At 71.8% G+C, this 22,913-nt stretch carries 17 protein-coding genes; 4 read left to right on the top strand and 13 right to left on the bottom strand.

From position 1 onward, the window contains the following. The first annotated feature begins 29 nt into the window (after positions 1-29). On the top strand, positions 30-854 hold the full coding sequence (locus J7E93_RS20620) for a LysR substrate-binding domain-containing protein (protein ID WP_215071388.1): 825 nt from the start codon (positions 30-32) through the stop codon (positions 852-854). 56 nt (positions 855-910) lie between these two features. Here the strand turns inward: J7E93_RS20620 and J7E93_RS20615 are convergent, their stop codons facing one another. From J7E93_RS20615 to J7E93_RS20585, 7 genes are all read right to left on the bottom strand, one after another. Further along, positions 911-1,552 carry a class I SAM-dependent methyltransferase gene (locus J7E93_RS20615; RefSeq protein ID WP_215071387.1) on the bottom strand — a complete coding sequence of 214 codons (642 nt, stop codon included), beginning with the start codon at positions 1,550-1,552 and terminating at the stop codon, positions 911-913. 59 nt (positions 1,553-1,611) lie between these two features. Further along, complete coding sequence (locus J7E93_RS20610) at positions 1,612-2,811, bottom strand: cytochrome P450 (RefSeq protein WP_215071386.1); 1,200 nt, start codon at positions 2,809-2,811, stop codon at positions 1,612-1,614. Beyond that, positions 2,801-3,508: a tRNA-dependent cyclodipeptide synthase gene (locus J7E93_RS20605; protein WP_251066833.1), complete on the bottom strand. Its 708-nt coding sequence runs from the start codon at positions 3,506-3,508 to the stop codon at positions 2,801-2,803. Before J7E93_RS20605 ends, J7E93_RS20610 begins: the two co-directional genes overlap by 11 nt. A 225-nt stretch (positions 3,509-3,733) precedes the next feature. After that, on the bottom strand, positions 3,734-4,759 hold the full coding sequence (locus J7E93_RS20600; RefSeq protein ID WP_215071385.1) for a LacI family DNA-binding transcriptional regulator: 1,026 nt from the start codon (positions 4,757-4,759) through the stop codon (positions 3,734-3,736). A gap of 26 nt (positions 4,760-4,785) precedes the next feature. Then, complete coding sequence (locus tag J7E93_RS20595) at positions 4,786-5,727, bottom strand: carbohydrate ABC transporter permease (protein ID WP_215071384.1); 942 nt, start codon at positions 5,725-5,727, stop codon at positions 4,786-4,788. Further along, a complete protein-coding gene (locus J7E93_RS20590; protein WP_215071383.1) occupies positions 5,724-6,710 on the bottom strand; it encodes a carbohydrate ABC transporter permease in 987 nt (328 codons plus the stop codon). The genes J7E93_RS20595 and J7E93_RS20590 overlap by 4 nt, the downstream gene beginning before the upstream one ends. Beyond that, positions 6,707-8,026: an ABC transporter substrate-binding protein gene (locus J7E93_RS20585; protein WP_215071382.1), complete on the bottom strand. Its 1,320-nt coding sequence runs from the start codon at positions 8,024-8,026 to the stop codon at positions 6,707-6,709. Before J7E93_RS20585 ends, J7E93_RS20590 begins: the two co-directional genes overlap by 4 nt. Positions 8,027-8,216: 190 nt before the next feature. Here J7E93_RS20585 and J7E93_RS20580 point away from each other — a divergent pair, with 190 nt between their 5' ends. Further along, on the top strand, positions 8,217-10,238 hold the full coding sequence (locus tag J7E93_RS20580; RefSeq protein ID WP_215071381.1) for a beta-galactosidase: 2,022 nt from the start codon (positions 8,217-8,219) through the stop codon (positions 10,236-10,238). A gap of 319 nt (positions 10,239-10,557) precedes the next feature. Then, entirely contained in the window at positions 10,558-12,108 is a 1,551-nt protein-coding gene (locus J7E93_RS20575; protein ID WP_215071405.1) for an arabinogalactan endo-1,4-beta-galactosidase, read from the top strand. Positions 12,109-12,297: 189 nt separating this feature from the next. On the opposite strand, the gene J7E93_RS20570 is transcribed toward J7E93_RS20575, so the two are convergent. The 4 genes from J7E93_RS20570 to J7E93_RS20555 all read right to left on the bottom strand — a co-directional run bounded on the left by J7E93_RS20570 (position 12,298) and on the right by J7E93_RS20555 (position 18,567). Beyond that, positions 12,298-13,062, bottom strand: a complete 765-nt coding sequence (locus J7E93_RS20570; protein ID WP_251066832.1) for a L,D-transpeptidase family protein — start codon at positions 13,060-13,062, stop codon at positions 12,298-12,300. Positions 13,063-13,369: 307 nt separating this feature from the next. Continuing rightward, positions 13,370-13,732, bottom strand: a complete 363-nt coding sequence (locus J7E93_RS20565; protein WP_251066831.1) for a hypothetical protein — start codon at positions 13,730-13,732, stop codon at positions 13,370-13,372. Between the two features lie 99 nt (positions 13,733-13,831). Further along, positions 13,832-15,370, bottom strand: a complete 1,539-nt coding sequence (locus J7E93_RS20560; protein WP_374105410.1) for a carboxylesterase/lipase family protein — start codon at positions 15,368-15,370, stop codon at positions 13,832-13,834. Between the two features lie 254 nt (positions 15,371-15,624). Then, the gene (locus tag J7E93_RS20555) at positions 15,625-18,567 is read right to left on the bottom strand and encodes a SpoIIE family protein phosphatase (protein WP_215071378.1); all 2,943 of its coding nucleotides are present in this window, start codon (positions 18,565-18,567) and stop codon (positions 15,625-15,627) included. A 245-nt stretch (positions 18,568-18,812) separates the two neighbouring features. On the opposite strand from J7E93_RS20555, the gene J7E93_RS20550 reads away from it, so the two are divergent. Then, on the top strand, positions 18,813-20,180 hold the full coding sequence (locus J7E93_RS20550) for an NAD(P)/FAD-dependent oxidoreductase (protein ID WP_215071377.1): 1,368 nt from the start codon (positions 18,813-18,815) through the stop codon (positions 20,178-20,180). Here J7E93_RS20550 and J7E93_RS20545 read toward each other — a convergent pair. Together J7E93_RS20545 and corA are read right to left on the bottom strand one after the other, a co-directional pair. After that, a complete protein-coding gene (locus J7E93_RS20545) occupies positions 20,125-21,357 on the bottom strand; it encodes a Cmx/CmrA family chloramphenicol efflux MFS transporter (protein WP_215071376.1) in 1,233 nt (410 codons plus the stop codon). The two genes, J7E93_RS20550 and J7E93_RS20545, sit on opposite strands and share 56 nt — an antisense overlap. A 410-nt stretch (positions 21,358-21,767) precedes the next feature. Next, the gene (gene corA / locus J7E93_RS20540; protein ID WP_374105409.1) at positions 21,768-22,850 is read right to left on the bottom strand and encodes a magnesium/cobalt transporter CorA; all 1,083 of its coding nucleotides are present in this window, start codon (positions 22,848-22,850) and stop codon (positions 21,768-21,770) included. Between the last annotated feature and the right edge of the window lie 63 nt (positions 22,851-22,913).

Raw genomic sequence — 22,913 nt, 5'->3', positions numbered from 1 at the left:
CCTGTGACCACGGCGGGTAACCTGGCGGAGTGACAGGCTCGGATGCACCCCCTTCGTCCCCCTCGTTCCGGCTCGCGTACGTCCCGGGCGTGACGCCCACGAAGTGGGTGCGGATCTGGAACGAGCGGCTGCCCGACGTCCCGCTGACCCTTGTCCAGGTGACCGCCGCCGAGGCGTTCGGCCTGCTGCGTGAGGGCGGCGCCGACGCGGGCTTCGTCCGTCTCCCTGTCGACCGTACGGATCTCAGCGCGATCCCCCTCTATACCGAGACGACGGTGGTCGTGGTCCCGAAGGACCATGTCGTGGCGGCGGTCGACGAGGTCGCGCCGGAGGATCTGGCCGAGGAGATCGTGCTGCATCCCCTCGACGACACGCTCGACTGGGAGCGGCCTCCGGGGCTGCCGGCGCTGGAACGTCCGGCCACCACCGCCGACGCCGTCGAGCTGGTCGCGGCAGGCGTGGGCCTTCTCGTCGTCCCTCAGTCCCTGGCCCGGCTGCACCACCGCAAGGACCTCACCTACCGGCCGATCACGGGCACGCCCGAGTCGCGGATCGCTCTGTCCTGGCCGCAGGAGGAGACCACGGATCTGGTGGAGCAGTTCATCGGGATCGTGCGCGGCCGGACCGTGAACAGCACGCGGGGGCGCCCCGCGACACCGGCCCAGCCGAAGGGCGGGCGTGCGGACGCGGGCGGCACGTCGCGCAAGGGCGCGGCCGGGAAGTCGGGCGGGAAGCCGTCCGCGAAGTCGGGTGGCAGGGCGACGGGCAAGAGTCCCCGCAGCGGATCCGGCGGAGCAGGCGCTTCCAAGGGCGCCAAGCGAGCCAAGCCCGGCAAGCCGCGCCGCCGGTCGTAACCCCGAGGGCGAGCGCCGGCCGACGGACACCGGCGCCACCACCCGAGGCGACCGTGTCAGGGCCGGCGGGCCAGGACGTAGGCTCGGCGGGTTTCGGCCTCGTGGGTGTACGGGGTGCGTTCCAGGCGCATCTCCACGGTGAAGCCGGCGGCCTCCAGGAGCCCGGCGATGTGGGAGGGATCGTGGAAGTGGAAGTCCACGTCCACCTCGTGCCCCCACCACTCGTCCAGGTGCCGTACTTCCTCGCCCGCGTGGAACGACACGAGCAGCTGACCGGAGGGGCGCAGCACGCGCCGTATCTCCTGGAAGGCCGCGCCGAGTTCGGCCGGGTCGAGGTGGATGATCGAGTAGAGGGCGACGACCGCACCGAATTCGCCGTTCTGGGCGGGGAGTTCGAGCAGGTCGCCCTCCCTGAAGTCGACCTGCGGATACCGGCGGCGGCCGGCCTCGATCATCCCGGTGGAGAGGTCGATGCCCACCGTCTGGGCTCCGTGTGCGACGAGCCAGGCCGCCACGTGTCCGGGTCCGCAGCCCAGATCGGCCACCCTCGCGTCCGGTCCCGCCTCTTCCAGCAGGCTCGCCAGCAGCGCCCGGTCGAGCGGCTTGCCCGTCAGCTCCTCGTGCAGGCGGTGCGCGTACTCCTCCGCCACGGTGTCGTAACTGCGCCGGACGGACGTGAGGTTCACGGTCGCCCCCATGGGAGCAGTGTCCCATCGCGGGCCCCGGCCGTGCGGCCGGGGCCGGCGGGAGACAGGTGTTACCAGGCGACCGGGAGGCGCTCGGGCAGGCGCTTCATGAAGCGGGTGCGCCAGACGAGTTGGTCGACGGGGACCGCGAGGTGCAGACCGGGCATCCTGTCGAGGAGCACTTCCAGGGCGATCTCGGTGTGCCTCTTCCCGAGGGCCGTGGCCGGGCAGTAGTGCCCGCCGCCGCCGAACGACAGATGGGCGGCGGCGTTGGGCCGCGCGATGTCGACCGTGTGCGGGTCGGCGAAGACGTCCGGGTCGGTGTTGGCGGCCTCGACCAGGACGAGGACGAGCTCTCCCTTCTTCACCTCGACGTCTCCGAGCTTGACGTCCTCGAGGGCGAGGCGCGGCAGTCCGTCGGCGATGGAGAGGTTGACGCGCAGGAGTTCGTCCACGGCCGCGGGGATCCGGCCGGGCTCCTCGCGGAGCTGTGCCCAGACCTCGGGGTGCTGGAGGAGGGAGAAGATCGCCATGGTCAGGAAGCCCATGGTGGAGATCGTTCCGGCGCCGAAGAACGTGACGCCGACCGTGGCGAGCATCTCGTCGGTCAGGTGGGCGTAGTCGGGATTGCCTCGCAGGGCGGCGAGTTCCGCCATGAGACCCGTGGTCGCCGGGTCGTCGAGGCGCTCGACCATGTAGGCGATGTCCCGGTCCCAGTTGAGCCGCGCGCCCGTCACGGGGCAGGCGGAGTTCATGAACGCGATGTCGAGGCTGGCGGCGAGGCGCGGCGCGTCCTCCTGGGGTGTGCCGAGGATCCGGCAGTGGAGGTGCTCCGCGTAGGGCGCGGCGAAACCGCCGCGCAGATCGGCGGGCGCACCGTACGCGAGGAGGTCGTCGGCCAGGGTGGAGGCGTGCCGGCGCATCCAGTCGGTGAGGCCGTCGGACTTGGGGTTGATGGCCTTGAGGACGGCCTTGCGGAGCCCCGCCCCGGTGATGTTGCCCATGTTGTTGACCACCTCGGGCGGGATGGTCAGGGCGTACTGCCGCGGGACGCCGGGCGCCGAGGTGTCCTTGAGCGAGAACCGGGGGTCTTCGAGGACCTGCTTGCACAGGTGGTAGGAGGAGACGAGCCAGGCCGGGTCGCCGGCGATGGTGCGGACCCGCTTGACCGGTTCGGCGCGCAGGGCCTCGATCTCGGGCGGCAGGCGGTCGCCGCGGGCGGAGAACGGGAAGTCGATCAGCGTGTCGGTGAGCGGCGTGTCAGTGGTCATGGTGGTCTCCGAGGCTCGGGGTGACGATGGCGTGGCCCTGGTTGCGGGAGGCGCGCAGTCCGGAGCCCCGGGAGTAGAGGAGTTCGGCCATCGGCAGGAGCTGGTGGTAGCAGTTGAGAGAGGAGGGGACACCGAGGATGGCAGGGGTGTCCAGGAAGAGCGGCGCCTCGGCGCAGATGTACTGGAGGCAGACCTCGCGCTGGCGGGCGGTGGGTGTCTGCCCGGCGAGGACCTTGGTGGAGAGGAACGCCGCGACGAGCCGGTCGCAGGTGGCGAGGAACTCCGCGTCGGTGGCGAGCAGGTCATCCAGGTGCTTGCGCAGATGCCGGTACTCGGGGATGTCGAGGAGCGCGGACATGGGGCGCCCTCGGAGCCGTTCGCCGCCGGGGTCGGTGGCGGCGACGGCGTTGTGGACCTTGGCACGTACGCCGCGGAGGTTCTTGACCGCTTTGCGGCGGGCTTCGTCGGCGGGGTAGCCGAGCGCCTCGTACATGTCCGCGACATGGAGGTCGGTGTAGACGAGATCGACCTGGTCGAAGGTGCGCAGTCCCCAGGCGGCGAGATCGCTCACGCGCTGGGCGGAGAAGTATCCGTTGCCCGGGGAGATGCCGATGACGGCGTGGGCGCCTTCGGTGTGGATCACTTGGCAGTGTTGCGTGTACGGCTGGACCTTGAAGCTGTCGGTCGCTGTCGTCAAGTGAAAAAATGTCCTTCGGGCCGCTAGTCCCGTTGGGGCCTTGTGCCCCTGGTGTGGCGGCGACGCCATGAAGTTACCGGCGATCTTCATAGCGTGACGATCTCGACGACGAGGTGGCTGAAAAAAGCTGAAACGCGACTGAAATTGATGTGGTGTCGGCTAAACAGCGGCGCCGCCCCCGTTTGGGGGCGGCGCGTTCCGGCCATTCTCGGGTGCGGTGCCTGCTCAGGTGGACGCGCGGCGCACCAGCTCCGTGGGGAGGATCACCGCGACCGGGTCCTCCCCCGCTATGCGGGCGAGGAGCGTTCTGACCATTTCGGTGCTGATGCGGTCCCACGGCTGCCGGATGGTGGTGAGCGGCGGCCGCGAGGAGAGCGCGGCGGGCGAGTCGTCGAAGCCACCGACGGCGACGTCCTCCGGCACCCGGCGTCCGGCGCGGTCGAGTGCGTCCAGCACGCCCTGGGCCATCAGGTCCGAGGCCACGAACACGGCGTCCAGGTCCGGGGCCCGGTCGAGGAGCCAGGCGGCGGCCGCCTCGCCGCCGGCCCGGCTGTAGTCGCCGGTGGCGATGAGCGCGTCCTCGGCCGGAAGACCGTACTCGGCCAGCGTCTCGCGGTACCCCGCGAGGCGTTCGACACCGCCGGGCGTGTCGAGCGGGCCGGTGACGGTGGCGATCCGGCGGCGGCCGGTCTCGTACAGGTGGCGCACCATGTCCCGCGCGCCGTCCCGGTCGTCCGCCGCCACGTAACCGATCCTGGCCGTCTGGCCGAGCGGCTTCCCGCAGGCCACGACCGGGACCCCCGCCTCGTGCAGCTGCGTCACCACGGGGTCGCCGGAGTGGCTGGAGACCAGGAGCACGCCGTCGACGTGCCCCGCCTCGATGTAGCGCAGGTTGCGCCGCCGCTCGTCCTGCGTACCCGCGATCATCAGCAGCAGCGGGATGTCCTGTGCGGCGAGCGCCTGGGTGCAGGCGCGCAGGAGGACGTTGAAGTTGGGGTCCTCGAAGAACCGCTCCTGGGGCTCCGTCAGCAGGAAGGCCACCGAGTCGGACTTGCCGGTGATCAGCGAGCGGGCGTGGCGGTTGACGACGTAACCCGTTCTGCGGATCGCCGCGTCGACGGCCGCCTTCGACGTCGGGCTGACGTAGTGGCCGCCGTTGAGGACCCTGGAGACCGTTCCGCGCGAGACGCCCGCCTCGCGGGCCACGTCGTGGATCGTCGCCGGACGGCGCCTGTTCGCTGGTGTGCTCATTGCTCTGTTCCCCTGTTCCCCTGTGTTCAGGACTTTACGGCGCCGGACAGCAGGTCGAGGCTCCAGAACCGCTGGATCACGAGGAAGAGGGCGATGAGCGGAAGGATCGCGAGAAGCGCGCCGATGATCACCAGCGTGTAGAGCGAGGCCTGGCTGGCCCCCTGCTTCAGCAGCGTGAACAGGCCCACCGTCATGGGGAACTTCTCGTCGTCGCCGAGCATGATGTACGGCAGCAGGAAGTTGTTCCAGATCGCCACGAACTGGAAGAGGAAGATCGTCACGAGGCCGGGCGACATCATCGGGGCGGCGATCCGCAGGAAGATCCGCCACTCCCCCGCGCCGTCCATCCGGCCCGCCTCGACCAGCTCCATCGGGATGGCGGCCTCGGCATAGATCCGGCCGAGGTAGACCCCGTACGGGGAGAGGACCAGCGGCAGCAGGACGGAGAGGTACGTGTCCGTCATGTCGGCCTGCGCCATCAGCAGGTACTGCGGGATGGCCAGGACGACCGGGGGCATGAGCACTCCGGTGAGGATCACGTTGAAGAAGGTCTCGCGGCCCGGGAAGCGGTAGATCGCGAGGGCGTATCCGGCGAGGGCCGACACCGCCGTCGACAGGACGGCGCCCAGGCCCGCGTAGAGCAGTGAATTGCCCATCCAGCGCCAGTAGATGCCGTCGCGGTACGCGTTCAGGTCGGCGAGGTTGTCGCCGAAGCCGTCGCCGGGCAGGAAGGAGAAGGTGGAGAAGAGATCCGCACCGGACTTGGTGGAGGCGACCAGGACCCAGGCGACGGGCAGCAGGCAGTAGAGCGCGCCCAGGACGAGGGCGGCGGTCGGCAGCAGGGCGACACGACGCGGGCTTGGGGTCCCTCCGCCGGAGGCAGGGGGAGGGCCCTGGGAGGTGCCGGGGGTGGTGCCTGCGGTCGGGGCGGCCTTGCGCACCGGCGGCGGGGAGGCGAGCCCGCTCATCGGGTTGCTCCTTGCTTCGTACGGCGGTTGGAGGCCCTGAGGAGGCCGAAGGACAGCAGGAAGGTCGCCAGGGCGAGGACGACGGCGGTGGCCGAGGCGGCGTGGATGTTTCCGCCGACGAAGGCGTCGTTGTAGACCTTCATCAGCGGGCTCCAGGTGGTGCTGATGCCGTTGGTGAGGGGCTTGAGCGTGGTGGGCTCGTTGAAGACCTGGAGGGTGGCGATGATCGAGAAGAAGAAGGTCAGCACCAGGGACGGCGCGACCATCGGGATCTTGATGCGCAGGGCGATCTGGAGCTGCGAGCAGCCGTCCAGCCTGGCCGCCTCGTAGACCTCGGCCGGGATGGACCGCAGCGAGGTGTAGATCACGATCATGTTGAAGCCGGTGCCGCCCCAGACGGCGATGTTCGCCATGGCCGCGTAGAGGAGTCCGCCGTCCATCAGGTCCGGCTGCGGCATCCCGAAGGCGTCGAGCAGGTAGTGGAAGGGGCTCACGTCCGGCAGGTACAGGAAGCCCCACAGGAGGGCGGCGATCACGCCCGGGATGGCGTACGGCAGGAAGATCGCGAGCCGGGAGAAGGAGCGCGCCCGGACCCGGTCGGTGTCGAGCAGCAGGGCGAACAGCAGAGCCAGGCCCAGCATCACGGGCACGACGAGGGCGCCGTAGCCGAGGATGCGCAGGGCGCTGGCGCCGAGCTCGGAGTCGGTGAGGGCGGCGGCGTAGTTCTCCAGGCCGGCCCAGACCTCGCTCCTGGCTCCCTTGCCCAGACCGAGCCCCTTGACCTCGATCTTGTGGAAGCTGAGCCAGATCGCGTAGCCGATGGGCAGGGCGAAGAAGAGGAGGAAGAGGACGGTGGCGGGGAGGAGGAAGAGGTACGGGGCGCTGCGCGCTCGCTTGAGGGTGGTGCGGGGCGACGGGTTGCCGTCGTACGGGGCCGCCTCGGCCCCGTACGACGGGCGCACGCCCGTGGCGGGCTGCGTCACTGGGCGACCTCGAAGCCCTGCTTCTTCAGGTCCGCGACGGTGGCGGCCTGCATGGCGGTCAGGGCGTCGGTGAAGGCGGTCTTGGACTTCGACTTGGCGGCCTTGCCGAACTCGTCCTTGAAGAAGGTGTACGCGACGTTCACGTTCGGGCCCCAGGCGGCGGCCGCGGTGGTCTTCGCGATCGCCGCGGCCTGCGTGTAGAAGTCGGGCTGGTTGGCGAAGAACTCCGGCGCCTCGGCCAGCGCGCCGCCGGTCTGGGCGGCGGTGGCCGCCGGGTAGATGCCGGCCTCCTTCACCAGCGCGGCGAGCGCTTCGGGGTCGGTGTTGAGCCAGGTCGCGAACTTGGCGGCGGCGGCCTTGTGCCGGGAGTCGGTGGTGACGGCGGTGGTGGAGCCGCCCCAGCTTCCGGTGGCGGGCTGGGCCGCGTCCCACTGGGGCAGCGGGGCGACGGCCCACTTGCCCTTGGTGTCGGGGGCGGCGGTGGTCAGGGTGCCGGGCGCCCACACGGCACTGACCCAGCCGATCTGCTGACCGGTGTTGAGGGCCTTGTTCCAGGCCGGGGTGTACATCGGCTGGTTGTCGATGGCGCCCTCCTCGACGAGACCGCCCCAGAAGTCGGCGACCTTCTTGGTGGCGGCGTCGTCGATGCCGACCTTCCACTTCTGGCCCTCGGTGGTCCACCACTGGGCGCCGGCCTGCTGGGCGAGGCCGGCGAAGAGCCCGGAGTCGTTGGAGGAGAAGGTCGTCAGCGCCTTGTCGGGAGCCTTCGCCTTGAGCGCCTTCGCCGTGGCGGCGAACTCGTCCCAGGTGGTGGGCACCTTGAGCCCGTACTGCCGGAAGAGGTCGGTGCGGTAGTAGAACATCATCGGCCCGGAGTCCTGCGGCACGGCGTAGACGGCGTCACTGCCGAGCGTCGTCTGCTGCCAGAGGCCCGGGGCGAACTTGTCCTTGGCGCCGCCGACCTCCTTGGAGATGTCCGCGAGTGCGTCGTTGCTGACCAGCGTCGGCAGGGCCTGGAACTCCGCCTGCACGAGGTCCGGAGCCTGGTGGGCCTTGGACGCCGTGATGATCTTCGTCACGAGGTCGTCGCCGGAGGCCTGCTTCTGGACCGTGACCTTGATGTCCGGGTTCTTCTGGTTCCAGAGCGCCGCCACCTTGTCCATGTTGGGCGCCCAGGCCCAGTAGGTGAGCGAGACGGGGCCGGATTCGGCCTGATCGCCGCCGTCGGACGAGCCGCAGGCGGTGAGCGTGGCCGCGCCGAGGGCGACGACGGTGGCGACGGAGACAGCGAGACGGTGACGCGAAACGATGGGCATGGAGCCTCTCCCCTGACGAGCGGCCTTCCTCGGTGGAAGACCGGCCATGCATCTGTGAGCGTTCACAGTAGAGAAACGTTCCGGACACTTGTCAATGGTGGATCGTGTGCGGTTATGTTGCGTTGCCACATCGAGATCTGATGTGTGTACGTTCCCAGATGTTCGAAGTTCTGACTTTCAGGAGACACCCATGCGGGAGACCACTCCCAAGGGCCTGCACCGGCTCGCGTTCGGAGGGGACTACAACCCCGAGCAGTGGCCGGAAAGCGTCTGGCAGGAGGATGTCCGGCTGATGCGCGAGGCCGGCGTCAGCATGGTGAGTGTCGGGATCTTCTCCTGGGCCCTGCTCGAACCGGAGCCGGGCATGTACGACTTCGGCCGGCTCGACCGGATCCTCGACCTGCTGCGCGAGAACGGCGTCCGCGTCGACCTGGGCACGCCCACCGTGGCGCCGCCCGCCTGGTTCTACCGGGCGCATCCCGAGGCGCTGCCGGTCAGCCGCGAGGGCGTGCGGTACTCCTACGGTTCCCGGGGCGCGATCTGCCACAGCTCACCGGCCTACCGCGAGGCCGCCGCGCGGATCACCACCCAGCTCGCACAGCGGTACGCCGCCCACCCCGCGCTCGCCCTCTGGCACGTGCACAACGAGTACGGCGTGCCCGTAAGCGCCTGCTACTGCGACACCTGCGCGGACGGCTTCCGCCGCTGGCTCGCCGCCCACCACGGCTCCATCGAGGCGGTCAACGAGGCCTGGGGCACCGCCTTCTGGGGCCAGCACTACACCTCGTACGAGCAGATCGACCCGCCCCGCCTGACCCCGACCGTCGGCAACCCGGCCCAGCAGCTCGACTACCGCCGCTTCGCCGACGCCACGATGCGGGAGAACTTCGTCCGGGAACGGGACATCCTGCACCGGCTGTCCCCCGGCGTCCCGGTCACCACCAACTTCATGACCGCGCTCAGCCAGTGCGACTCCGTCGACTACTGGGCCTGGGGCCGCGAGGTGGACCTGGTCACCAACGACCACTATCTGATCACCGACGGCCGCCGCACCCACGTCAACCTCGCAATGGCCGCCGACCTGACCCGCTCCGTCGCCGGCGGCTCCCCCTGGCTGCTCTTGGAGCACTCCACGAGCGGCGTCAACTGGCAGCCGCGCAACCCAGCCAAGCGTCCCGGCGAGATGGCCCGCAACTCCCTCGCCCACGTCGCGCGCGGCTCCGAGGGCGCCATGTTCTTCCAGTGGCGCCAGTCCCGGCGCGGCGCCGAGAAGTTCCACTCCGCGATGGTGCCGCACGCCGGGACCGACTCGCGGGTCTGGCGCGAGGTGGTCCGGCTCGGCGCCGACCTCGGCTCGCTGTCCGCGCTGCGCGGTACCCGCACCGTCCCGGACGTCGCCATGGTGTGGGACTGGCACTCCTGGTGGGCCCAGAGCCTGGAGTGGCGGCCCACCGAGGACCACGAGGCGCGGGAGCGCGCCGACTCCTTCTACGAGGCTCTCTACGACCGGCACCTGACCGTCGACTTCGCCCACCCCGAGGCCGATCTGTCGGCCTACCCCCTGGTCGTCGTACCCGCCCTCTACCTCACCACCGAGGCGGCGGGACTCAATCTGCGGGAGTACGTGGAGAACGGCGGCACGCTCGTCGTCTCGTACTTCTCCGGAATCGTCGACGAGCACGACGCCGTCCACCCGGGCGCGTACCCAGGCGCCCTGCGCGACGTGCTGGGGCTGACCGTGGAGGAGTGGTCCCCGCTCGGCGAGGGCGAGTCGGTACGGATCACCGGGCCGGGCGGCACGTCGCTGACGACCGACGTCTGGACCGAGTTCGTCGTGGAGCGAGGCGCCCGGCCCGTGTGGACGTACGCCGACGGCCCGGCCGCCGGGCGTCCCGCCGTCACCCGCCACCGCCTGGGCAAGGGCACCGCCTGGTACGTCTCCACCCGGCTGGACGCGGCCTCGCTGGACGTGATCCTGAGCGCCGCCTGCGAGGACGCCGGCATCGAGCCGGGCGCGGAACTGCCCCGCGACGTCGAGGTCGTCCGCCGCTCCGGTGACGGCGGCGACTACCTCTTCGCGCTCAACCACACCGCGCACGACGTGAAGGTGCCGCTGGAGGTCCCCGGCACCGAACTCCTCGGCGGCGAGCGCGCGTCCGGGCACCTGCCCGTCCCCGCCGGCGAGGTCCGCGTCGTACGACTCGACGCCTGACCTCCCCACCACTCCCCGGGCGCGGGCGTCCCACGGCGGCCGCCCCCGGGTGAACGGCACCACCCGGGGCAGCACATCGCACTCCTCACCACCCCGGTCAAATGCACCACCTGGCACGACCGAGCACCACACTCCCCCTCCCTCCACCGTCGAAGGGACATCGACCGTGCACGCCGTTCCACGCACTCTGCGCTCCCTGCGCTCCCTGCGCTTCCCCGGCAACCCGGGCTCTCCGGGCTCTCCGGGCTCTCCGGGCTCTCCGGGCTCTCCGGGCTCTCCGGGCTCTCCGCCGAAGCGTCCGCGCGCCGGAAGCCGGCTCCTGCGATCCGCTGCCGCCGCCGCGATCGCGGCCCTGTTCCTGACCGCACTGCCCTCGCCGCCCGCGGAAGCGGCGGCCACCCTCACCAACACCGGCTTCGAGTCGGGCGGCACCGGTACCGCGACGCCGGCCGGCTGGTCCACGTACTCGGCGGGCGGGCAGAACGCCGCCTCCTTCACCGAGTCCGGCGGACACAGCGGCGGTTACCGGCTGTCCCACTGGTCCTCCGCCGCCTACAAGGTGGAGACGTACCAGCATCTGACCGGGCTGGCCGACGGCACGTACACGCTCGGCGCCTGGGTGCGTTCGAGCGGCGGCCAGAACTCCGCCTATCTGGCGCTGCGCAACTGCGGCTCCGCGGAACAGCGCACCGATCTGCCGCCCACCCCCAACGGCGCCTGGATACGCCTCGTCACCTCGATCAAGGTGACCGGCGGCCAGTGCACGGTGAGCCTCAACTCCGACGCCGGGGCCGGCCAGTGGATCAACGTCGACGACGTGACGTTCGGCTCCGGTACGACCGGGCTCACGGTCCGGGGTGTCGACGTCTCCTCGCTGAAGAAGAGCCAGGACCTCGGCGGGACGTACCGCACCGCCGCGGGGGTCACGGGTGACCCGCTGGCCATCCTGAAGTCCGCGGGCGCCAACTACGGCCGCCTCAAGGTGTGGGTGAACCCGGCCGACGGCTACAACGACAAGGCCCGGGTGCTGGCTTCCGCGCAGCGGATCAAGGCCCAGGGCATGAAGCTCCTCGTCGACTTCCACTACTCCGACATCTGGGCCGACCCGGGGGCGCAGACCAAGCCGGCCGCGTGGGCCGGGCACTCGTACAGTCAGCTCAGGACGGACGTGTACCAGCACACGTACGACGTACTGAACGCCCTCAAGGCGCAGGGCACCACCGCCGACATGGTGCAGATCGGCAACGAGATCAACACCGGCATGCTCTGGCCCGAGGGCTCCACGAACAACTGGTCCCAGCTCGCGGGCCTGTTGAAGTCCGGCGCGTCGGCCGCCAAAGCCGTCTCCTCGTCCACCCAGGTCGCCCTGCACCTCGCCCACGGCGGCGACAACAGCCTGTACCGATGGTGGTTCGACAACGCCACCGCCCAGGGGGTGAGCTTCGACGTCATCGCCCTGTCGTTCTACGGCTACTGGCACGGTCCGTTGTCCGACCTGCAGGCCAATCTCGACGACATCTCCGCCCGGTACGGGAAGAAGGTGCTGGTCGTCGAGACCGCGTACGCCTTCCGGCTGGACAGCGAGGACGGCCACGAGAACATCATCGACACCCAGGCCGAGCTGATCTCCGGCTACCCGGCGAGTCCGGCCGGCCAGGCGGCGTGGCTGCGCGATGTGATGAACGTCGTCGAGGCCGTGCCGAACGGCCGCGGCCTGGGCGTCGTCTACTGGGAGCCCACCTGGACCGCCGTCACCGGCAACGGCTGGGACCCGGCGGATCCGTCGTCGGGCAACGCCTGGGAGAACCAGGCCCTGTTCGACTACGACAGCAAGCTGCTGCCGGCGGCGGGGTGGCTCGGCCACCGCTGATCGGCACGCGTGCGCAGGTGGGGGCCGGCTCGCACGAGCCGGCCCCCACCCGTGCCGGGGGTGTCTCTCGGCGGGGAACTCCTGCTGCCGGCAGGGACGGTCGTCGGCGAGCGCGCTCTCGCGCTCTGCCGCCGTCGCGGCGCCGGTCACCCCCGCCCGAGGCCCTTCGTCGATCGCTTCCCTGCGGCGTCACCGCGCGATGTCGGCGGCGGGGCCCATGACCACGACGGGCTCGCGGACCGGATCGAGGGCGAGCAGCAGCTCCCGCATGTCGTCACGGGGAAGGGAGACGCAGGCCTGCGTGGGTCCGCCGTGGTCGACGTGGAGCCACACGCCTCCGCCCTTGCCCGGGCCGAGGGGCCGCTCCTTGTCGAGGGGGGTCCTTCCCGGGACGCGGTTGTAGTCGATGGCGACCACGTAGTCGAAGGAGCCCTCCAGGGACTCACCGAAGAAGCCGGTGCCCGACGTGGCGAACTCCTTGTCCTGGTCATAGGGCAGCCGCGCGCCGGGGTCGGGAAGTCGTCCGCCCGCGTCCCCCAGCCTGAAGACGCCGGTCGGGGTCCGCAGGTCACCGGCCGTGTGATCGGCCGTCCAGCCGCGGAGCGCGTTGTGCGCGGCCCAGGGACCGGCGGCGCGCCGCCAGCGGCCCCCCGCGTCCCGTTCGTAGAGGATCGCCGTGGCCGTATGGGTGTCCCGGGTTTCGCCCGTCACCACCAGGGCCTGGCCCGTGCCGTCAGGGATTTTCGTACGGGTGAGCGGACCGACACCGGGCAGGGCGCCGAGGTCGACCGACGGGGGCCGGCCCGCCACGCCGGCGTTCTTGGCCGCGGGGCGTGGGCTCGGGGGCGGTTCGGGCTCCTCGGACGAGGCCTGAATGTAGCCGACGAGAGCGAGGGTCACGCACAGGGCGGCGGTCAGCACACGCGGGCCGGGGCGGCCCTTCCTGTCAGGCATGGGACGGCATCCTCCGACGCTGGGGAAGGCAACGCGGCGATACGTACCCGATCCGCGTCCCACCCTGTCGGAGGATCCTCGCACTCACCCGACCGGGGCAGAGCGGCGCGCCGGAACCGCGCCGCTCCCGGCCACTCCTGAGCACCCGTCAGGAGAGCTCGTCACCAGGCTGTTTCCGCCATCGCGGGGCCCGGTCGTCGCGCGTGTCGGGGCTGGGGAGGTGGAAGCGCGAGATCCGCCGGACGCGGCGGCTCGGTGGGGCGGCGGTCGAAGGACAGGCCGAGCTCCCGGTGGCGGTGACGGGCGGTCAGCTCCCGGTCTGGACGGTGGGCGTGGCGGCGGGGGCCTCGTCGAGTTCCCAGGCGTGGCGCTTGAACTCCCGGACGAAGTCGGGGTGGTCCTCCCAGTTGCGGGCGACACCGCGCAGGACGTCCCAGTTGTGCTCCAGCGCCTGGTCGATGACGGGGCGCATCGCGGGGTCGGCGGTCGCCCGCTGATCGGCGAGTCCCTTGACCGCCGCGGCGGCCTTCACCGTGCCGAGGAGGGCCCGCAGGGCGCGGGAGGTGTCGTCCATCCCGAATCCGTGGTCGCTGCCCGTCTCGGGGTCGAAGAGCGGGCGCAGACGGGCCTCGATGAACGCGGTGATGCGCTCGAAGTGCTGGACGTCCATCGGGGTCTCCATCTCTGCCGCGCCGCCACCGGGCCGCGCAATGTCGGGTGCTTCGTCGTTCCTGGGCGGCGCGACCCGAGGTCGGCGCGGCCCCCTCGATTATCCCGTGGCCGGTCGGGACGCCTCGTCCGGGTGGGGGCGCGTCGCGTCCGTGGAGGGCGGGGACGGCGGAAGCGGGGACGGCGGAGGCGGGCACGGCGGGAGCGGGACGGCTCGGAGGTCGCGCCACAGGGCGTGCGCCAGGCTCGCGCCCTCCTCACGGTCGACGGGGACGTCCCAGACGTGGACCAAGGGGTCGGCCGGGTCCGTGAGCGGGGCCCAGCCCGGTTCGCCGCGGGTCGCGAACTCGGCCCACGCGCGGACCATCCGTCGTGACAGGGCCCGGTCGTCCTCGTCGGCCGGACCGCCGGTGAGGAAGTCGACGCCCTCGGCGTCGAGGGTGCCCAGGGCGAAGGGCACGTCGGCCGCGTGCCAGGCCCGCACCGGGCTGCCGTCGGGGCGCGTGCGGCGGCGGTCGAAGCGGGAGAGGAAGGCGCGGCCGCCCGCGCGGGCGTGGGCTTCGGCGAGGCGGACGGTGTGGGTGGTGAAGACGGCGTCGCCGGCCACCGCGAGGTAGACGTCGAGCACCGGCGCCCCCGGCATGAGGGCCTGGTACCGGGCGAGGATCGCCGGGGGCAGCCCGTACGCCGCGGCGAACCGGTGGAGGCCCTCCGGCGTCGTCGCGGGCGGCATGCTGCCGACCTCGTGCATCAGCCAGTACTCCTCGGTGGCGTGGCACACCAGGAGGTCGACCTCCCCGCCGCTGCCCGCCGCCAGGGCGTCGAGCGGGTCCTTCGTCAGCAGGGCGCCGTCGAGGACCGGGCCGTAGATGACCGTGTCGTAGTGCAGCGGGCCCGAGGAGGGGTCGGCCGCGTACCGGGCCACCACGCGGTCGGAGGCCTCGACGAGCGCTTGGGGCGTGGCCGACAGCAGCCCTTCGGCGGTGGGGGCGACGCCGGCCTCGGCGGCCACCTCATGGGCGAGGCTCGCGGCGAGGCCGGGCGGGAAGGTGGCGTCGGGCACGCTGTGCGCGATGGCGCGGTGGAAGAGCCCCTCGGCCCGTGCGGTGCTCATCAGGCAGGCGATCGACCCGCCGCCCGCGGACTGACCCGCCACGGTGACGTCGTCCGGGTCGCCCCCGAAGGCGGAGATGTTGTCGCGCACCCACTCCAGCGCGGCGATCTGGTCGAGCAGACCGCGGTTGTCGGGGTGCGCGGGAACATGGCCGAACCCTTCGAAACCGAGGCGGTAGTTGCAGCTCACCACCGTGAGTCCGGCGCGGGCCAGGGCCGCCCCGTCGTAGTCCGGCTGAGCGGAGGATCCGAAGGTGTAGGCGCCGCCGTGGATCCAGAAGAGCACGGGCAGCGGTCCCGGAGCGTCGGTCGGAGACCATATGTTGAGGCTGAGCACATCCTCCTGGCCCGGGCGCCAGGCCGGGGCGCCGGGCAGCTCGGCGGACTGCGGAGCGACCGGTCCGAAGCGGGTGCAGTCTCGTACCCCGTCCCAGGCCTCGGCGGGCAGCGGCGCCTGGAAGCGTCCGGCGCCGAACGGCGGGGCGGCATAGGGGATGCCCAGGGTGATCCGGAGCCCGTCGACGATCCTGCCCCGTACCGTCCCCTGCTTCGTCGTGACGGTCGTCGTGACGGTCGGCGTGACGGTCGGCGTGACGGTCTCGTCGGCGGTTGCCGTACCCACAGGCGGAACTCCCTCTTCTCGCCGTCGGCGTGTCCGGACGGCAGCGGCACAGGCTCGCACGGCGCCGGGGACGCGGCAATCGAATTAGGGCGCTCGAACGAGGGCGACCGGATGAGGGCGATTGGACGAGGGCGATTGGACGAGGAAAGGAAGACGGCTCAGGCGCCGCTGTTGCGGGCGGGCATGTCTGCGGGGTCCAGTGGCTGCTCCGCCCAGATCACCTTGCCCTCGGCCGTGTAACGCGTGCCCCAGCGGCGGGTGAACTGGGAGATCAGGAAGAGGCCGCGGCCCCCCTCGTCGTTCGTGCGGGCGTGCCGTAGATGGGGCGAGGTGCTGCTGGCGTCGAAGACCTCGCAGATCAGCGTGCGTTCGAGGATGAGGCGCAGCCGGATCGGCCCCGTGGCGTGCCGGATGGCGTTGGTGACCAGCTCGCTGACGACGAGTTCGGTGGTGAACGCCAGCTCGTCCAAGCCCCAGGTGCCCAGTTGGCGTGCGGCCATCAGCCGGGCGCGGGCAACGACGGCCGGATCGGCGGGCAGGTCCCACGCGGCGACATGATTCGACGCGAGTCTGCGGGTCCTGACCAGGAGCAGCGCCGCGTCGTCGGTGTAGGGCCTGCTGGGCGCCAGTTCGTCGACGACGCTCCGGCAGAGCAGGTCGAGCGGCAGGTCGCGCGAGGCGAGGACGCGCCGCAGCCCTTCCTTTCCCGCCCCGGGTGCGGCGATCAGTCCGTCGGTGTAGAAGGCCAGCACACTGCCCTCCGCCAGCGGCAGTTCCAGGGATTCGAACGGCAGGCCGCCGATGCCGAGTGCCGGACCCGGTGGCAGGTCGGGGAAGTCGACCGTGCCGTCGGGCGCGACGACGGCCGGTGCGAGGTGGCCCGCGCTGGCGATCTCGCAGCGCAGGCCGACGGGGTCGTAGACCGCGTAGAGGCAGCTGGCTCCGACGGCGCCGGGGCCGGTCACGCCGCCCGGGTCGGCCTCCTCCCCTTCCCTCGTCACCTGGATGACGAGGTCGTCGAGGTGGGCCAGGAGTTCCTCGGGCGAGAGGTCGAGGTCGGCGAGGGTCCGTACCGCCGTACGCAGCTGCCCCATGGTGGCGGCGGCCTCGATGCCGTGCCCGAGGACCTCGCCGACGACCAGGGCGACCCTGGCTCCGGAGAGCGGGACGACGTCGAACCAGTCGCCGCCGAGCCCGGAGAGTTCGTCGGCCGGGCGGTAGAAGGAGGTCGCGTCGACCGCCTCCTGCGGTGGTACGCCGTGGGGCAGGAGGCTGCGTTGCAGCACCAGCGCGGCGGCACGTTCGCGGGTGTAGCGGCGGGCGTTGTCCAGGCAGACGGCGGCGCGCGCGACGAGTTCCTCGGCGAGCCTCAGGTCGTCCTCGTCGAAGGCCTCGTCCCTTCGCGAGCGGAGGAAGGTGGCCACACCGAGGGTGACGCCACGAGCGAGGATCGGCACGACCATCGCCGTGTGCGGTACGGGCTCCGCCGTGTGCGCCCGCGAGCGACCGGACGCGCGGGAATCCCGCCCCGGGGGCGCGGGTGGGCTCAGGTCTCCCGTCGCGTCGGGCCACGGATCCCCGGCCGCGTCGGGGCCCGGACCCCCGCCCGCATCGGCCGGTCCGCGCTGTTCGGCCGCGTCCCCGGGTCCCCGTGCCACGTCGGACCCCGGATCCCTGCCTGCGTCACCGAACCCGGCTCCTTCAGCCCCGCCGCTGGGTCCCCGTGCCGCGTCGGACCCCGGATCCCTGCCTGCGTCACCGAACCCGGCTCCTTCGGCCCCGTCGCCGGGTCCCCATGCCGCGTCGGACCCCGGATCCCTGCCTGCGTCACCGAACCCGACTTCTTCAGCCCCGTCGCCGGGTCCCCATGCCGCGTCGGACCCCGGCTCTCCGGCCCCGTCCCCCGGCCCGGGCCGTTCCGCCGCATCGCCGGGTCCGGGTTCTTCGGCGTGGCCCGGTGCGGGAGGGGATTTCGGCGCGCGGACGGGGGTGGCCGCCTCCCGGGTGGCGGCGTCCAGTTGGGCGGCACGCCATGACGTGCCGTGGGCCAGGCAGTCGATCTGCGGTGACCGGGGCCGGTAGACGGCGGTCTCGCCGGGCTCCAGCGCCGTCTCGGGCAGGTCGCCGCCGACGGCCAGTCCGCCCGCGCGCACCAGGCGTACGGCCGTGGCGCCCGCGGTCGGCCCCGGGGCCGGCTCCGCGCCTCGGATCACGGCGTCCAGCAGGTCGACGGAGACGAAGTCCGCCAGACCGGGTACCGCCACGGCGGCCAGGTCCTGGGCCGTCCCCATGACGTCCAGGCTGCGCCCGATGCGCTCACTGGCCCGGGCCATCAGGTCCAGCCGCAGCCGCGCCCGGTAGCGCTCGGTGATGTCGACGACGGAGTAGCAGACGCCGAGGGCGCGGCCGTCGTCGTCGTCGAGCCGAATGAAGGACATGGCGTGGGCGTGGTCCCGATAGGGGTCCGCCCGGGTGCGGCCCACGTGTTCGTAGCCCATGATCGGGGCTCCGGTCTCCAGCACCTGGCGCATCTTCGATTCGAGCAGCTCGGCGTCGAGGCCCGGCTGGATCTCCGCCAGGCGCCGGCCGCGGCGCTGCTCGATCGGCCCTCCGCCGAAGTGTTCGAGTGCGATGTTCGACCATACGCAGCGCAGCTCGGTGTCCACGAACGCGAGCCCCACGGGCAACTGGGTCATCATCTGCGCCAGCAGGGCGGGCCCCATCGTCCACTGGCGGGACGGCGAGGCGCCCACGGCCAGGGCCATCCAGCGCGGCCCGCCCGCCTCCATCGGCAGGGGAAGGACGGTGACGTCCACGGCCACGCCACGGCCGTCCCGGTGACGCACGTGCAGCACGCCCGACCAGCCGCCCCGCGCCGCGCAGCCCTCCGCGATGGCCGGGACGCGGGCGGCGTCGTCCGGTGTCAGCAGGGACGTGGCGTGCCGGCCGCGCAGTTCGGACGAGGGGTGGCCGAGCAGGCGCTCGGCGGCGTAGGGGCGGCCGACGACGACACCGTCCTCGTCGAACAGCAGAACGGCGGAGTCGGGCGCGCCGAAAGCCGCCCCTCGCCCGGTGCTGTCTGTGCCTTCAGGTCTCCCCACGGCCGTCGGCTCCGTTCCTCGCACCCCCGCCCTTTTCGTCCTCTCAGCACACTGTGCCAGCAATGCTGTCGAGGTGCTCGCGGTCGCGACGGCCGGAGCCTGGACCGGCGTGCGGCGGCGTCACTCCTTCGGCGGGCGCGCCGGGTTTCCGATCGTATCGAGGGGTTAGTCAGCACTCCAGGAGTAAGTGAGCTGTTCTGGAGAAGACGACACCCGAGGACCGACGAACCGGAAAGGCGGGCACCGTGACGCGACCGAGGATTCTCGTGGTGGGCGCAGGCTTCGCCGGAGTGGCCTGCGTTCGGCGACTCGAGCGGCGGCTGACCGGCCGGGAGGCGCAGATCTCGCTGCTCTCGCCGTTCTCCTACCAGCTCTATCTGCCGCTGCTGCCGCAGGTGGCGGCCGGGGTGCTGACACCCCAGTCGGTCGCGCTGTCGCTGCGGCGCAGCGAGCGGCACCGCACCCGTATCATCCCGGGCGGCGCCGTCGGCGTGGACACCAAGGCGAAGGTCTGCGTCGTCCGGACGATCACCGGGGACCTCGTCCCCGAGCCGTACGACCATCTCGTGCTGGCGCCGGGCAGCGTGACGCGTACCTTCGACATCCCCGGTCTGGGGGAACACGCGCGGGGCATGAAGACGCTCGCCGAGGCGGTCTACATCCGCGACCACGTGATCGCCCAGCTCGATCTCGCCGACGCGAGCCAGGACGAGGCCGAGCGGGCGGCGCGGCTGCAGTTCGTGGTCGTGGGAGGCGGATACGCGGGGACGGAGACGGCAGCGTGTCTGCAGCGGCTCACCCACAACGCGATCAAGCGCTATCCGCGCCTCGACCCGAAGCTGATCAAGTGGCATCTGGTGGACATCGCCCCCGCCCTGATGCCCGAACTGGGCGAGAAGCTGGGCCGCGCCGCGCTCGACATCCTCCGCCGTCGCGGGATCGAGGTCTCGCTGGGCGTGTCGGTGGCCTCCGTGGACGCCGACACCGTGACGCTCACCGACGGACGGGTGCTGCCCAGCCGCACCCTGATCTGGACGGCCGGCGTGGCCGCCAGTCCGCTCATCGGCACGCTCGGCGCGGAGACGCACCGGGGCCGCCTGGTGGTCGGAGCGGACATGGTCGTCCCCGGTATGGACGGCGTGCACGCGCTCGGCGACGCGGCGGCGGTCCCCGATCTGGCCAAGAAGGAGAAGGACGCGATCTGCCCGCCGACCGCTCAGCACGCCCTGCGCCAGGGGCGGCAGGTCGCCGACAACCTGGTGGCGACCCTGCGCGGCGAACAGACGTATCCCTACGTCCACAAGGATCTCGGCCTGGTGGTGGACCTGGGCGGCAAGGACGGCGTCTCGAAGCCGCTCGGTGTCGAACTGCACGGCCTGCCCGCCCAGGCCGTGGCGCGCGCGTACCACTGGTCGGCGCTGCGCACGAACGTCGCCAAGGCTCGCGTGATGACGAACTGGCTGCTCAACGCCGTGGCCGGCGACGACTTCGTCCGTACGGGATTCCTGGCGTCCAAGTCCGGAACGCTGGCCGACTTCGAGTACACCGACGCCTACCTCACCCCCGAGCAGGTGCGGGAGCACTCCGCCTCTTTGCGCGCCACCCACGGCTGATGGTGGCGGTGGCCACCGCGAGGGCCGCCAGGGACGCGCTGAGCCACAGCGGGGCCCGAGGGCCGAGCCCGGCGCCGAGCGTGATGCCACCGAGCCAAGGGCCCGCAGCCGCACCGACGTTGAACGCCATGACGGCGAAGGCCCCGGCCAGGGTGGGGGCCTCGTCCGCCGCACCGCGGAGGACCTGGGCGACCAGGGTGGATCCGACGCCGAACGACAGCGCTCCCATGAGCAGGACGAGGGCGACCGTCGCCGCGACGCTGCCCGCTGCGAGGGCGAACAGCCCCCAGCCAACGACCGATGCGAGCGCCCCGCCCACCACGAGGGGGCGCGGGTGGTCGTCGGCCGCCCGGCCGGCGAGCGCGACCCCGACGAACGAGCCCACGCCGAAAAGGGCCAGAAGTGCGGGGATCCACGCGGCGGCGAGCCCGGTGACATCGGTGATCACCGGGGCGAGGTAGGTGAATCCGCAGAAGGTGGCGGCGTTCACCAGGGCACACACCAGGAGCGTCATCCGCAGTCGGGGCCGGAGCAACACCCGCAGTTCCGCTCGCACTCCGCCCGTGGAGGCGGCGGTGCCGGTGGAACCGGCCGGCACTCGTGTCGGCATCGGCACCGGCACCGGCACCGGCACCGGCACCGGCACCGACCGTAGGATCGCGACGAGTGCCGGTACGGAGAGCAGGGCAACGGCCCAGAACGCCGAGCGCCAGCCGAGAAGTTGACCGAGGAGCGCGCCGCCGGGAACACCCGTGACGCAGGCGAGCGTGGTGCCGCCGAGCAGGACGGAGGTCGCTCGCCCCCGGGCGTGCGGCGGGGCCACGTCCGCCGCCGTCACCAGCGCCACGGCGAGGAATCCGGCGTTGGCGAGAGCCGCGACCACCCGGGTCGCGAGCAGGACTCCGAGGTGCGGGGTGACCGCGCCGAGCACGTGGACGAGCAGAAAGGTGCCGAGCAGGGCGAGCAGCGCGGTCCGCCGGGACCACGGTCGGCCCAGGAGCGCCATCAGCGGCGCGCCCACGATCATTCCCAGCGCGAACGCCGAGGTCAGTGCGGACGCGGTGGGGAGGGACACCCCGAGGTCGGTGGCGATGTCCGGCAGCAGGCCGGCGAGCATGAACTCGGACGTTCCCTGGGCGAAGACCGCCAGTCCGAGCAGGTACAGGGCGAAAGGCATCGAAGGACTCCACAGCCGGGCAGCAGCGTCGATCGCACCCGCGTCGGTCGACGCCGGTGCGAGGGGCATGCGCGAACACCGCGCGAGGAGGGGAAGCGTCGGAGGGGTCGCTCCGCGAAGGGTCCGCTTCCCCGGGCGAGGGGCGAGCGGCGACGTCCGACGGCTACGGCCCTGTCCTGCCGACGGGCAGCACGGCGAACGGCCTCAGAGGCCGCGGTGCTTCAGTGGGACAGAACGGGGAGCCACCGGGCGGCCGGTGGCACGCGTCTGTCCGACTCGGGGCTGGACATGACACCACCGTAGCCAGGACGACCTCGCCGGTCCAGCTCATTTCCGGCACGCCCGGCGGCTCGGCGTCGGAGCCGGCCGCCGCGTCAGAGCCGGCCGCCGCGTCAGAGCCAGCCGTTGCGTCAGAGCCAGCCGTTGCGGCGGAAGCTACGGTGGAGCAGGAAGCATGCCGCGGCCATCGCGCCGAGCACGAACGGGTAGCCGTAGGTCCAGCGCAGTTCCGGCATGTGCTCGAAGTTCATGCCGTACACCCCGCACACCATGGTGGGCACGGCGATGATCGCCGCCCAGGCGGTGATCTTGCGCATGTCCTCGTTCTGCGCGACGGTCACCTGGGCGAGATGGGCCTGCAGGATGGAGTCGAGCAGGGCGTCGAACGACGTGATCTGTTCGGTGATCCGGGACAGATGGTCGGCGACGTCACGGAAGTACGGCTGGATGTCGGGGCCGATCAGCGGCAGCGGCTGGGAGGCCAGGGCCTGCAAGGGGCGATGGAGCGGGGTCACCGCCCGCTTCAGTTCGAGGAGTTCCCGCTTCAGCTGGTAGACCCGGCCCGCGTCGTTGCGGGAGGAGTGCTCGCTGAAGACCGCGGTCTCGACGGCGTCGATGTCGTTCTGCACGGCGTCCGCGACGGCCAGGTAGTCGTCGACCACATGGTCCGCGATGGCGTGGAGCACGGCCGCGGGCCCCTTGGCCAGCTGCTCGGGCTCCGCCTCCAGGGCCTCCCTCAGCGGGCCGAGGGAACCGTGCCTGCCGTGCCGGACCGTGATGACGAAGTCGGAACCCGTGAACACCATCAGCTCGCCGGTGTCCACGACCTCGCTGGTGGCGGTGAGCTCCTCGTGCTCGACGTAGCGGACCGTCTTGAAGACGGCGAAGAGCGTGTCGTCGTACCGCTCCAGTTTGGGCCGCTGATGGGCGTGGACGGCGTCCTCGACGGCCAGCGGATGCAGCCCGAACAGCTCGGCGAGCCCCGCGAACTCCTCCACGGACGGCTCGTGCAGACCGATCCAGACGAATCCGTCGCCGGACTTGCGGACCCGCCGCACCGCCTCGTGCGCGGGGCACGCCCCCTGCTGCCGCGCCCCGTCCTCGTACAGCACGCAGTTGACGACGGCGGTTCCCAGCGGCGAGCGCGCCGGGTGACTCAGGTCGACGGTCCGGCGATAGGCGCGGCGGACACTGCGCCGGAGGTTGCGGATTATCGGCACGTGGGCTCCTCAGGACGATCAGCGGCCAGTGTGCCATCGCGCGCCCGCCCCACGGGA

It is taken from the genome of Streptomyces sp. ISL-36, from assembly GCF_018614205.1.
In the GTDB taxonomy this organism is placed as follows: Bacteria; Actinomycetota; Actinomycetes; order Streptomycetales; family Streptomycetaceae; genus Streptomyces.
Note: the sequence above shows the minus strand (reverse complement) of the source record. Positions and strands in the feature narration are given on the sequence as shown.

Excerpts from the sequence above, each read along its gene's own strand:
- J7E93_RS20615 (WP_215071387.1), bottom strand. The coding sequence starts at position 1,552 with ATGGGGGCGACCGTGAACCTCACGTCCGTCCGGCGCAGTTACGACACC.
- J7E93_RS20610 (WP_215071386.1), bottom strand. The coding sequence starts at position 2,811 with ATGACCACTGACACGCCGCTCACCGACACGCTGATCGACTTCCCGTTC.
- J7E93_RS20600 (WP_215071385.1), bottom strand. The coding sequence starts at position 4,759 with ATGAGCACACCAGCGAACAGGCGCCGTCCGGCGACGATCCACGACGTG.
- J7E93_RS20595 (WP_215071384.1), bottom strand. The coding sequence starts at position 5,727 with ATGAGCGGGCTCGCCTCCCCGCCGCCGGTGCGCAAGGCCGCCCCGACC.
- J7E93_RS20585 (WP_215071382.1), bottom strand. The coding sequence starts at position 8,026 with ATGCCCATCGTTTCGCGTCACCGTCTCGCTGTCTCCGTCGCCACCGTC.
- J7E93_RS20580 (WP_215071381.1), top strand. The coding sequence starts at position 8,217 with ATGCGGGAGACCACTCCCAAGGGCCTGCACCGGCTCGCGTTCGGAGGG.
- J7E93_RS20570 (WP_251066832.1), bottom strand. The coding sequence starts at position 13,062 with ATGCCTGACAGGAAGGGCCGCCCCGGCCCGCGTGTGCTGACCGCCGCC.
- J7E93_RS20565 (WP_251066831.1), bottom strand. The coding sequence starts at position 13,732 with ATGGACGTCCAGCACTTCGAGCGCATCACCGCGTTCATCGAGGCCCGT.
- J7E93_RS20545 (WP_215071376.1), bottom strand. The coding sequence starts at position 21,357 with ATGCCTTTCGCCCTGTACCTGCTCGGACTGGCGGTCTTCGCCCAGGGA.